At 76.8% G+C, this 11,433-nt stretch carries 11 protein-coding genes; 5 read left to right on the top strand and 6 right to left on the bottom strand.

The window, feature by feature from the left end; translation table 11 throughout:
* Window positions 1-165 precede the first annotated feature (165 nt).
* The 5 genes from BS72_RS26610 (at window position 166) to BS72_RS26630 (ending at window position 4,298) form a co-directional block, all read left to right on the top strand.
* A complete protein-coding gene (locus BS72_RS26610) occupies window positions 166-1,227 on the top strand; it encodes an alcohol dehydrogenase catalytic domain-containing protein (RefSeq protein ID WP_198545956.1) in 1,062 nt (353 codons plus the stop codon).
* Window positions 1,224-2,018: a carboxymuconolactone decarboxylase family protein gene (locus BS72_RS26615; protein WP_198545957.1), complete on the top strand. Its 795-nt coding sequence runs from the start codon at window positions 1,224-1,226 to the stop codon at window positions 2,016-2,018. Before BS72_RS26610 ends, BS72_RS26615 begins: the two co-directional genes overlap by 4 nt.
* Before the next feature lie 61 nt (window positions 2,019-2,079).
* On the top strand, window positions 2,080-3,054 hold the full coding sequence (locus BS72_RS26620; protein WP_037914238.1) for an aldo/keto reductase: 975 nt from the start codon (window positions 2,080-2,082) through the stop codon (window positions 3,052-3,054).
* Between the two features lie 52 nt (window positions 3,055-3,106).
* The gene (locus BS72_RS26625; RefSeq protein WP_037914241.1) at window positions 3,107-3,526 is read left to right on the top strand and encodes a (R)-mandelonitrile lyase; all 420 of its coding nucleotides are present in this window, start codon (window positions 3,107-3,109) and stop codon (window positions 3,524-3,526) included.
* 214 nt (window positions 3,527-3,740) lie between these two features.
* A complete protein-coding gene (locus BS72_RS26630; RefSeq protein ID WP_157856337.1) occupies window positions 3,741-4,298 on the top strand; it encodes a hypothetical protein in 558 nt (185 codons plus the stop codon).
* A 142-nt stretch (window positions 4,299-4,440) separates the two neighbouring features.
* On the opposite strand, the gene BS72_RS26635 is transcribed toward BS72_RS26630, so the two are convergent.
* The 6 genes from BS72_RS26635 to BS72_RS37505 form a co-directional block, all read right to left on the bottom strand.
* Window positions 4,441-5,967 (bottom strand): hypothetical protein, encoded by a 1,527-nt coding sequence (locus BS72_RS26635; RefSeq protein WP_051951738.1) that lies wholly within the window; start codon window positions 5,965-5,967, stop codon window positions 4,441-4,443.
* A 122-nt stretch (window positions 5,968-6,089) separates the two neighbouring features.
* A complete protein-coding gene (locus BS72_RS26640) occupies window positions 6,090-7,271 on the bottom strand; it encodes a hypothetical protein (protein WP_037914246.1) in 1,182 nt (393 codons plus the stop codon).
* A 457-nt stretch (window positions 7,272-7,728) separates the two neighbouring features.
* A complete protein-coding gene (locus tag BS72_RS26645; RefSeq protein ID WP_037914249.1) occupies window positions 7,729-8,316 on the bottom strand; it encodes a hypothetical protein in 588 nt (195 codons plus the stop codon).
* Window positions 8,317-8,826: 510 nt separating this feature from the next.
* Window positions 8,827-9,885 (bottom strand): LLM class flavin-dependent oxidoreductase, encoded by a 1,059-nt coding sequence (locus tag BS72_RS26655; RefSeq protein WP_051951739.1) that lies wholly within the window; start codon window positions 9,883-9,885, stop codon window positions 8,827-8,829.
* A gap of 34 nt (window positions 9,886-9,919) precedes the next feature.
* Window positions 9,920-11,197, bottom strand: coding sequence for a M16 family metallopeptidase (locus BS72_RS26660; protein WP_051951740.1), 1,278 nt, complete (start codon window positions 11,195-11,197; stop codon window positions 9,920-9,922).
* A complete protein-coding gene (locus BS72_RS37505; protein ID WP_051951741.1) occupies window positions 11,194-11,418 on the bottom strand; it encodes a hypothetical protein in 225 nt (74 codons plus the stop codon). Before BS72_RS37505 ends, BS72_RS26660 begins: the two co-directional genes overlap by 4 nt.
* Window positions 11,419-11,433 lie beyond the last annotated feature (15 nt).

Consider the following 11,433-nt stretch of genomic DNA (forward strand, 5'->3'; position numbering starts at 1 on the left):
GCTGGCCAGTCCCCGGCCCATCGCGACCTGCCTGGACGAGACGGACTGAGGCAGGCTCGAAGGTGTGGAGCGGTGCCCGCGGGCCCCGGCCGGCTCAGGCCGGCGGGGGTGGGGACCGGCGGTGCCGCGAGATACGACGAACTGGTTCGAGAGGCAAGACCTGCGATGCGAGCAACCCTCATGTACGGCCCCGGCGACGTCCGGGTGGAGAACGTGCCCGACGCGCGGATCGTGGCGCCGACGGACGCGGTCGTCAGGGTCACCCTGGCCTGCGTCTGCGGCTCCGACCTGCACCCTTACCACTCCATGGACCCGTCCGGCGAAGGCGCGCCGATGGGCCACGAGTTCCTCGGGGTCGTCGAGGAGACCGGCTCGGAGGTGCGCGGCCTCAAGCGCGGCGACTTCGTCGTCTCGCCGTTCGCGTACTCCGACAACACCTGCCCGATCTGCCGCGACGGCTTCCACACGGCGTGCCCGCGCGGCGGCTGGTACGGGGCCGGCGGCGTGGGCGGCGCGCAGGCCGAGGCGGTCCGGGTCCCGCAGGCCGACGGCACGCTGGTGAAGCTCCCCGACGACGTGGACCCGGCCCTGCTGCCGTCCCTGCTCACCCTGAGCGACGTCTACCTCACCGGCTACCACGCCGCGCACATGGGCCGCGTCGGGCCCGGCAGGACCGTCACCGTGATCGGCGACGGCGCGGTGGGCCTGTCCGCGGTGCTGGCCGCCAGGCGGATGGGCGCCGGAACGCCCGACGCCGAAGGGCGGGGCAGGATCATCCTCATGGGCCGCCACAAGGTCCGCACGGACCTGGGCCTGGAGTGGGGCGCCACCGACGTGGTCGCCGAGCGCGGCGCGGAGGGCGTCGCCAAGGTCATGGAGCTGACCGGCGGCGAGGGCTCCCACGTGGTGCTGGAGGCCGTCGGGCTGATGCCCGCCTACGAGCAGGCGTACGGCATCGTGCGCCCCGGCGGGGTCATCTCCCGGGTCGGCGTGCCGCAGTACGAGGAGGCCCCGGTCGGCTTCGGATCGCTGTTCGGGAAGAACGCGGGCCTCACCGGCGGCCCGGCACCGGTGCGCGCCTACATCGAGCAGGCGATCCCGGACGTCCTGGAGGGCCGCATCGACCCCGGCAAGGTCTTCGACGCCGAGGTCGGCCTGGACCAGGTCGCCGACGCCTACCGGCTGATGGACACCCGCGCCAACCTCAAGGTGCTGGTGCGGCCGTGACCGTGACCGCGCGCGAGCCCGACGACGACGCCATCGCCGCGCACGGGCGGCTGTTCCCCGGCGGCCTCTCCACCCTGGCGGCCACCGACCCGGAGCTGGTCGGGTACTTCGACGGCTTCGCCTTCGGCGAGGTCCCGCGCCACACCGCCGGACTGCCCGAACGCACCCGCCTGATGGCACAGCTCGCGGCGACGGCAGCCGTCGGCGCGGTCGCCGGGCACCGGGCGCTGCTCGGCGCCGCGCTCACCCTCGGCGTGACCCCGGTGGAGGCCAAGGAGATCGTGTACCAGGCCGTGCCGTACGCCGGCATGGCCCGCGTCCTCGACGTCCTGCACGCCACCAACGACGTGCTGGCCGAGCGGGGCGTGGACCTGCCGCTGCCGGGCCAGTCCACCACCACCCCGGCCACCCGCGCCGCGGACGGCCTGGCCGTGCAGCGGCGGATCGTCGGCGAGGAGCGGGTGGCGGCGATGCACGCCGACGCCCCCGCGGACCTGCGGCACATCCAGGAGCTGCTCAGCGCCAACTGCTTCGGCGACCACTACACCCGCACCGGCATCGACGTCCCCACCCGCGAGCTGCTCACCCTCGCGATGCTCGCCGCGCTCGGCGGCGCGGACGCCCAGGTCCGCGGGCACGTGGCCGCCAACCTGCGCGTCGGCAACGACCGGAGCACCCTGATCGCCGTCCTCACCGCGCTGCTCCCGTTCATCGGCTACCCCCGCACCCTCAACGCCCTGGCCGCCGTCGACGACATCGCCCCGGCCCCCTCCGCGGGGGAGGAAGCATGATCGGGTACACCTGACCGATCACACTCCGGGGACGTCAGAACCCTTCAAGAAGCGAGGAACCGTGAAGCACATCAAGCTGGGTGGCCTTGAGGTCGCCCGTATCGGGCTGGGCGCGATGGGCATGTCCCACGGCTACACCGGCGCCGGCACCGACGACGCGGAGTCCGTCCGCACCGTGCACCGCGCCCTGGAGCTGGGCGTCACCTTCATCGACACCGCCGAGGTCTACGGCCCGTTCACCAACGAGGAGCTGATCGGCCGCGCGCTCAAGGGCCGCCGGGACCAGGTCGTGCTCGCCACGAAGTTCGGCCTGATCTCCCACACCGGCCGGGAGGGCGGTGCCGACAGCAGCCCGGCCAGCGTCCGCGCCGCCGTCGAGGGCTCCCTCAAGCGCCTGGGCACCGACCACATCGACCTGTACTACCAGCACCGCGTCGACCCCGGCACGCCCATCGAGGAGACCGTCGGAGCCCTGGCCGAGCTGGTCACCCAGGGCAAGATCCGCCACATCGGCCTGTCCGAGGCCGGGCCCGACACCATCCGCCGCGCCCACGCCGTCCACCCGGTCACCGCCGTCCAGTCGGAGTACTCGCTGTTCACCCGGGACCCCGAGGCCCGGGTGCTGCCGGTGCTGCGCGAACTCAACATCGGCTTCGTCCCCTTCTCGCCCCTGGGACGCGGCTTCCTGACCGGCACGATCCGCTCCACCGACCAGTTCGCCGCCACCGACTTCCGCGCCGACAACCCGCGGTTCACCGACGAGAACTTCCAGCACAACCTGCGCCTGGCCGACGAGGTCGCCGCCGTCGCCGCCGGGGTCGGCGCCACCCCGGCCCAGGTCGCGCTGGCGTGGCTGCTGGCCCAGGGCGACGACATCGCCCCCATCCCCGGCACCCGGCGGGTGGCCCGCGTCGAGGAGAACGCCGCGGCCGACGCCGTCCGGCTCACCGACGAGCAGCTCGCCCAGCTCACCAGCCTCCCCCCGGCCGCCGGCGACACCCACAACGAGGCCCAGATGCGCATGATGGAGCGCTGACCGCCACCCCGGCCCCACCCCCCCCGCAGACGTACGAGAGCAAGGAACAACCGTGGAGTTCGTCAGCCCCAAGCCGACCGGCAAGGGCCCGCAGGAGTGGTTCAACGGTGACGTCTGGTTCGACGTCATCCAGGCCGGCCAGGAGCCCTCCCGGCTGCGCGCCAACATGGTGCGCTTCGCACCCGGCGCCCGCACCGCCTGGCACCACCACGCCGTCGGCCAGACCCTGCACGTCGTGGCGGGCACCGCCCTGGTCGGCACCCGCGACGGGGTCGTCTTCGAGGCCCACCCGGGCGAGACCGTCAGCTGCCCGCCGGGCGAGGAGCACTGGCACGGCGCCACCGGGGACCGCTTCATGCAGCACCTCGCCCTGTGGGACGGCACCGCGCCCGACGACGACCGCCCCGAGACCACCTGGCTGGAGCACGTCACCGACGAGCAGTACGACGCCCCCCGCACGCGGGGCCGCTGACCGCGCGGGGGCGGCTGCCGCCGGCCGCCCCCGTCCCCGAGCCCGACCACTCGCCCCGCTGCCGCGCACCCCGGAGCGCCGGGGCGCGCGACAACCGCCGTGCGTCTGCCGGGCGGTGCGGCCCCGGGGCGGGCCGCACCGGGGTGAGCCGCACCTCTGGCCATCGCCGCGGGGAGGCTGCTTGACTGGCGTCCACAGGCCGGGGGAGGCGTGGATGTCCGATCTGGAACGTCAAGCTGCAGCGCGGGCACAGCAGTTGAGGCAGGCGGCCGAGGCCGAGGCCGCTCGGCAGGCCGGACAGCGGCGCGCCGCCGAGAGGGACGCCGCCCGGCTCAGGCAGCTCGCCAGCGAGTTCCACACGCTGGCCCGCGCCCACGGGGCCCAGGTGTTCCGCCGCTACGACGCGCCGGAATCCATCAACGACCTCACCGTGGTGCGGCGCACGGACGAGATGTGCGTCGTGGGCGCGGAGTGGGGCAAGGGGACGACCGGCACCGGCCCGCGATGGGCCGTCAGCGCCGACGGTGACGTCTACGCCTGGGCGAACATCCGCCGCCGCTCGCTGTACCGCCGCGCGAGGCAGCAGGGCATGCGCGACGACGTGTTCCTCACGGTGAACGTCCGCGACCCCCGCTTCCGGTTCCTCAGCCTGATGGAGCCCCACTTCGTGGCCGCGGTCGCGGCCCTGCTCGACCCGCTGCCGGTCCACCCGCCGCAGCCGGACCCGCACACGGGCGTGCAGCCCGACGGCTCCGTCGCCTACTGGCTCTGACCCCGTGCGGCGGGCCCGCGCCCGTGGCGTCCACCAGCACCGGGGCGCCGTCCGCGTCCCGCGCCCCGGTCCGGGCGGGCCGCTTCGGGGCTGCCGGACCGGCGGGGCTCGGGTCGGCCGCGTCCGGTCGGCCGCGCCCGGGTCAGACGCGCAGGTCCAGGTACGGCTCCGCGTAGCGGGTGCGGCCGCAGATGGTGAGGAGCACCGGGTACTCCCCGTCCGGCAGCTCCAGCAGGCGGCCGACGAGGTGCTCGTCGAAGGAGCGGGCCGGGCGGGCGAAGCGGCCCTGCGCCGCGGCTCCCAGGCTCAGCCCGTGCGCCAGCCAGCCGCAGGCGAGGTGGAGCAGGCTCCAGGCGGCGGGGCCCTGGCGGTCGATCAGCTTCTCCAGGTCCACGGTGCAGAACCAGAGGGAGGAGGCGTGCCGGACCCCGCGGTCGTTGCCCGGGGCCAGCGGATAGCCGAAGCCCTCCTCCAGCTCCGCGGCCAGGCCCTCCGCCCGCCGGACCAGGGCGAGTCCGCCGTCCGGCGCGGCCCGGTAGTGGCCGTCGGGCAGGCCGGCGGTGCGCTGGAGCACCACGTGGACGGACACCGCCTCCCGGACGGCGGTGAGCGGCCCGGGCGGCACCGGCACGCCCGCCCAGGCCGCCAGCGAGTCCACCTCGGCGGCCGTGCTGCCGCCCGGCCGTACCGAGAAGCCGGTGAGCGGCGACGGGACCCGGCCCGCGCCGCGGTTCCACAGCACCTCCGCCCAGGACGGCTGCCCGTCGCGGCCGTCCTGCCCGCCGGCCGACTTGGGCAGCGCCGCGGCCGGGACGGCGGCGGCGTCCGGTGCGGTGCGGCGCTGCCCGGCCACCGGCGCCGATCCGGTCAGGGTGGGGTGGGCGGCGGAGCCGGGCAGCAGCGCGTTCTGCTCGGCGGTGACCGGGCGGTCGTCGGCCGTCGCGTGGAACGGCCCGAACGGCCCCGTGCCGTGCAGGGTCACCACCACCGGCACCGACCAGCAGCCGGGACCGGTGTCCGCCATCAGCCGTTCGGCCGCGGCCGTTTCCGGGCCGGTGCTCTGAACCGTCGCCGGACAGCCGAACAGCTCGGCGGCCGTCACCACGGCCCGCAGGTTGATGCCGAGTTCCAGGTCGCCCAGCGCCCGCCGCAGGATGCCGTAGGGCGTCGGCAGATCGGTCGGCCGGGCGGCCAGCACCACCCGCACCGCCGCCTCCGGCGGCCGCAGCTCCGCGGGCACCGGGGCGTCCACCGCCACCAGGGCGTGCCGGTACAGGTCGAGGTACCCGGCCCGGCCGTCCGCGCCCACCACCAGTACGTGCACCGGGAACTTGCTGCGGACCGACGCCACCGCCCGGTGGTCGTTGGCCGGGTTGGACGGCTCGCGGCGCTGCATGCCCAGGGCCGCGACCAGCAGGTGGCCGAGCCGGTCCGGGGGCTGCCGCGTGACCGGTCCGCCGCCGAACGGCAGCTCCTCCAGCAGCCGGAACGTCCCGGCCGGCAGCGGGCGGAGCTCCCTGCCGCGCGCCGCCGCCGGTGGCAGCAGCGCGGTGGTGGCGACCCGCTCGTCCACCGCGATCGGGTCCAGGAGCAGGCCCCGCAGCGGGCCCTGGGCGAGCGCGAACCGCAGCACCTCCGCTTCGGGCGGGGGAGTGGGGGCGGAGGACATCCAGGGCTCCTTCGGGGTGGGCGGTCGCGGGCGGTGTGTCCGGGGGCGGCGGTCGGAGGGGCGGTTCCGACGTCGGCGGTCCGACGTCGGCGGTCGGAGGGCGGCGGTCGGAGGGGGCGGGGTCAGAGCAGGCGGAGCCGGGCGCAGGTCCACGGCAGCGGCCCGAGTACCGGGTCGGCGGCCGGCCGCCGGGCCGAGACCGGGTGGACGGCCAGCAGGCCCTTCAGCGAGCGGGTCAGCGCCGGCGCGGTGAGGTGCTCCACGCACCAGGTGCCGGTCGACGGGTGGGTGCCGCCCGTGGTCTGCGCGGTGAACAGCGTCCCGAGGACGGCGTAGGCGGCTGACGCCGGGCTCGGGCCCCACTCGGCGGCGAGGGGGACGCCCTCCGGAGAGTGGGCGGCGACCAGGTGCCAGGCGGTGTCGTCGAGCCGGTGGACCGTCAGGTCGAAGCGGCGGTCGTGGTAGTCGGCGAGCGCGCTGTGCAGGGCGCGGGCGGCCGGGTGCTCCAGGCCGGACGGCGGAAGGGCCCGGCCGGGGGTGCCGAGCACCCTCGGGGCCAGCGCGCGGAGCAGGCCGTCGAGGACGGCGTGCGCGGGGGTGGTGCCCGCGCAGGCCGGTTCGGCGGGGTCACCGTCCGGGCAGGGCGGCAGCGCCGGGGCGCCGTCCGCGTGGTGGCGGAGCAGGGCGAGCAGCGCGTGCCGGCGGGCCGCCGCGGTGTCCTCGCCCCAGCCGGTCAGCGCCGCCGCCCCGATCGGCGTGACCGGACGCAGCGCGACCGCGGCGACCGGGCGACGGCGTTCGGGCCCGGCGCGGTCCAGCCACGCGCCGAGGCCCCGCCACGGCTCGGTCAGTACGGCCGGATCGGTGTCGCCGGGCGGCTCGTCCGGGTCGAGCGGCCGCCAGCCGGACGGGGCGGCCCCGTCCGGGAGGTCGACGGCGGTCACCTCGGCGGTCGGGCCGTGGACCACCAGCATTCCGTCGACGGGCACCAGGCCGGTGATCCGGTCGGCCACGCGCCGGGCGGCCAGGGAACCGGCGAGCACCGCTCCCACCGGCATCGGTACCGGCCCCTGCGGCAGCACCGCCAGCCAGCCCGCCACCCGCCGTACCGCCGCGCGGAAGCCGGCGACCTGGTCGGGATCGTCCAGCACCGGACCGACGACGGCGTGCCGGGGGCCGACGGAGACGGGGAGGACGGCGCCCGGTGACGGGGGCTCGGCCGGAGCCGCCGTTCCGTCGGCCGGGTGCGGGGCGGGCGCACCGTCTGGCGAGGCCGCCGGGGCGGACTCGGCCAGCACCCGCACCGTGACCTCCGCCGCCCCGCCCGGCGGGTTCGCGGTGCCGACGGCGAGGCGGGTGAGGGAGCGGGCGGCGGCGTCGGCGGCGGGGCCGGTGCCGGTGACGGTGACGGGAGTGCGGCGGAGCCGGTGGTAGAGGGCGTAGGGGCGGTCGGCGTGCTCCTCCAGGTGGGCGACGATCTCCTCGTGGCGGGGGTCGGTGGGCGGGGGCCGCCCGCGGTGTCCAGGTCGAGCAGGAGTCCCCGCTCGGCCAGCAGCGGGAGCAGCCGGGCGAGCAGCGGGCCGTACGGTCCGTCGGCGAGGTCGGCCGGGTCGGCGCCGTCGCTGAGCGGGCCGAGCTCGCGGTCGAGGGCGTCGAACAGGGCGGCGGGGCCGCGGACGACGAAGGAGGCGCCGTGGAAGGAGCAGTGCAGGCCCTGCGGCACCGGGGCGAAGTGGCAACCGGGCCGGAGCTTCAGCCGGTTCACCGGGGCCGGCTTCCGCAGTCGACCAGCCACCGCTCGGCGACCGGTTCGCCGGAGCCGAGCAGGGTCCGGCCGATCCGGGGCCGGCCGGGGAGCCGGGCGGGCAGCTCGATCCGCAGGCGCGCGGCGCCGGAGAGCCAGGCGGCGATCTGGACAGGGGCGGGCAGCCGCCAGGCGGGGCGGGAGGGCGGGCAGGCGACGGTGAGCGGGCGGCCGTCCTGGTCGGTGACGGCGAGGGTGTCCGTCTCGGGGCGGTGGCTGAGCCGGGCCTCGTACCAGGGGTCGGGGGCCGGGTCGGCGGGCGGCCCGGCGGTGCCCGCGCCGAGCAGGGCGAGCCGGCCGTCCTGGGGAGCGGTGAGGAGCTGGTAGCCGCCGGGCGGTTCCTGGAAGCGGGCCGGCAGCTCGGGGACGGGCCGTTCCGGGTCGGTGCCGGCGGGCAGCTCGGGCAGGCCGGCGGTGGCGCGGGCGCGGGCGGTGAGCAGGGCGGTGAGCGAGCCGTCGGCCGGGCCGAACTCCTCGGCGCTGCCGGCGTCGAGCCGGCCCGACCGGCGGTGGACGACACCGAGCAGGTCGGCGGCGCAGTCCACCAGCGGGGCGGAGCCGCCGCGGCTGTGGCGGTCGGTGAAGGCGACGGTGAGCAGCGCCCGGATGTCGTGGCCGCGGTCGAGCAGGCCGAGCAGCGGGAGCAGGGCGGCGAGGTCGGCGAAGGCCGCGGCGTAGCCCTCGGGGGCGCGGCGAGCGTGTGGTGCCGGAGCGGTCCGGGGTCGAGCGGGCCGGGAGCGCCGGAGGTGCCGGCGGGGCAGGGCTGGAGCTGTCGGCGGCGGTGTCCGCTGGGGAGGCCAGCAGCAGCCCGCTGTCGAGGCCCGCGGTGACGGCGGCTTCGGCCGGGCCCGGGCCGAGCCGCCGGGCGAGCGCGGCGGTGAGCCGGTCGCGGCCGGCGGTGCCGAGCGCGCTCAGCGCCACCAGGGTCCGGACGGTTCCGGTGGCCGTGACGGCGAGGTCGAGGGTGCGGTCGGGCGCGACGACCCGGTAGCGGACCTGGCCGTCGCGCAGCACCGCGGTGGCGTTCAGCGCCACGGTGCCGGCGGTCGTGGTGGTCACCGGGCCGCCCCCGGGAACTGCGACCGGACCTTCTCGACGAACAACTCGGTGCTGCGCAGTGCGGCCGCGCCGCCGAAGTCGCCGAAGTCGGCCTGCCAGAGCAGCCCGTCGACGTTCATCCGCTCCTGGAAGCGGCCGATCTGCTCGGCGACGTGCTCGGGGGAGCCGACGACGGCGCTGCCGTTGGCGCGCAGGTCCTTGGCGCTGAGGGTGCGGATCGAGGCGGCCAGGCCGGTGTACTGGTGGTAGTCCTTGGAGACGGTCTCGTCCCACGGGTCGAGGGCGGAACTCCACACCTCCAGGTAGCGGTTGAGGTGCGGGTCGGCGACGGCCCGGGCCTCCTGGTCGGTCTCGGCGACGACCAGCGGGAGGCTGGCCATCACGCGCGGCGCCGAGTCGGGGTGGTGCTCGGCGTAGGTCCGCCGGTACAGCTCGACCATGGCGGTGTCGAGTTCCCGCCCGGTGGGGGTGATCAGCAGGCCGTGGCCGAGCTCGCCGATCCGGCGGAAGCTCTCCGGCGACTGGACGGCGGCGATCCACAACGGCGGGCCGTCCTGCTGGGTGGGGCGGGGCAGCACGGTGGCGTTGCGCAGGGTGAAGTAGGGGGTCCGCTCGTCGACGCCCTCCTCCCGGAGCATCCGCGCGACCGCGGCGACCACCGCCTCGAAGCGGGCACGGCTGCCGTCCATCGGCACGTCGAAGGCGTGGAACTCGTGTGGCAGGTAGGCGCGGGCGAAGCCGACCTCCAGCCGGCCGTGGCTGATCGCGTCCACCATGGTGATGGACGAGGCGAGCTGCACGGGGTGGTGGAAGACCGGGAGCACGCAGCCGGTGATCAGCCGGATGTCGGTGGTCTGCGCGGCGACGGCGGTGAGGAAGGTGAGCGGGCTGGGACAGTAGCCGCCGTAGGGGTGCAGGTAGTGCTCGGTCATCTTGACGTAGTCCAGGCCGGCCTCGTCGCCGTACCGGGACAGCGCCAGCACCTCGTCGTAGTACGTGGCGGGCGACTTGGTCTCCGGAGTGGAGTCGGGCAGGAAGGACAGGCCGAAACGCACGGAGTACCTCCGGGAGCGGGGGAGCGGGGACGGGTCAGGGTTGGAGGACGATCCCGGTGAACGCGCCGGGATCGAGGTGGACGCGGGCCGCCTCGGCGACCTGGTCGACCGTCACCTCCGCGAGGGACGCCGGGAACTCGGACAGCCAGGCCGGCGGCAGGCCGCGCACGGCGGTGTCGAGCAGGGCGTCGGCCAGGCCGGTCTGGGTGGCCAGGGAGATCGCCCGGATGCCCGCGCTGTACCCGGCCGCGGCCTCGACCTCGGCCGGGGTGGGCGGCTGCGCGCCGCTGAGCCGTTCCAGCACGCCGAAGGTGCGGTCCAGGGACGCGTCGCGGTGCCGGGGGTCGACACCGAACTGGACCAGGTTGACGGCGGTGGCGCCGAGTTCGAGGACGGCGCAGCGGGCGCTGTAGGCGTAGCCGGCCTCCTCCCGCAGCGAGCGGACCAGCCGGGAGGAGAAGTACCCGGCGAAGACCAGTTCGGCCAGGTGCAGGGCGCCGAAGCCCGGGGCGGTGCGGGGCAGGGAGGGCGCGGCGAGCCGGGCCTCGGCCTGCCGCAGACCGGGCATCCGGACGTCGACGACCGGGCCGCCCGCGACCCGCGGGGGGCTGGCCATCTCGCGGGCCGGGCCGGGGCCGGTCCAGCCGGCCAGCGCCCGGCCGGCCGCGGCGAGCGCCCGCTCCGGCGTCAGGTCGCCGACCAGGACCAGGGTGGAGCCCTCGGGGAGCAGCCCCTCGGCGCGGCGCCAGGCCAGAGTGTCCACGGCCACGGCCCGGACCAGTTCGGCCTCGGGGGTCTCCCGGGCGGCGGGATGCTCGCCGAAGCAGTGCCGCAGCAGGGCGGTACGGCCCGCGTACTGCGGCATCCGGCCGGCGAGCTGGACCCGCTGGAGCAGCCGGGCCCGTTCGGTCTCCACCTCGGCGGCCCGGAAGGCGGTCCCGGTGAGCAGGTCGGCGAGCAGGTCGAGCAGGGTCGGCAGCCCCTCGCTGAGCAGCCGGGCGGTGACCTTGAGCCGCTCCGGCCGGGCCTCGACCCGCAGGCTGCCGCCGTACTCGGCGAGGACGTCCTCGACGGCGGCGCGGTCGCGGCGGGCCGCGCCGCAGGTCAGGGCGGCGGCGAGGAGCTCGGCCTCGGCGGCGTGCTCGGCGGTGCCGCCGCCGAACGGCACCGCGAGGCGCAGTTCGACCACCGGGACGGCGGCGCGCCGGGCGGCGAGCACCCGCAGGCCGTTGGGCAGGGTGGCCTCGCGGTACTCCGGCGGGCGGCCCGGGGCCGGTCGCGGCACCACGGGAACGACGGGGGCGGTGGTCACGGGCGGCCTCCGGCGGGTTCGACACCGAGGACAGCGGGCGGGCAGGCGGCGAGCGCGGCCGCGGCGGCGTGGACCCGTCCGGCGTCGACGGCGGCGAGCAGCGCGGGCAGTTCGGCGACCAGCTCGGCCCGGCCGAACAGCACCTCGAAGGCGGCGGCGCGCCGGGCCCGGGCGGCGACGGGGTCGGTCTCGCTGTACCAGGCGGCGCTGAGCCGCCGCACGGCGCGCGCCAGTTC

It is taken from the genome of Actinacidiphila yeochonensis CN732 (genome assembly GCF_000745345.1).
GTDB lineage: Bacteria > Actinomycetota > Actinomycetes > Streptomycetales > Streptomycetaceae > Actinacidiphila > Actinacidiphila yeochonensis.

Coding starts and splice junctions, on each gene's coding strand:
- BS72_RS26635 (WP_051951738.1), bottom strand. CDS start 5,967: ATGTCCTCCGCCCCCACTCCCCCGCCCGAAGCGGAGGTGCTGCGGTTC.
- BS72_RS26610 (WP_198545956.1), top strand. CDS start 166: ATGCGAGCAACCCTCATGTACGGCCCCGGCGACGTCCGGGTGGAGAAC.
- BS72_RS26630 (WP_157856337.1), top strand. CDS start 3,741: ATGTCCGATCTGGAACGTCAAGCTGCAGCGCGGGCACAGCAGTTGAGG.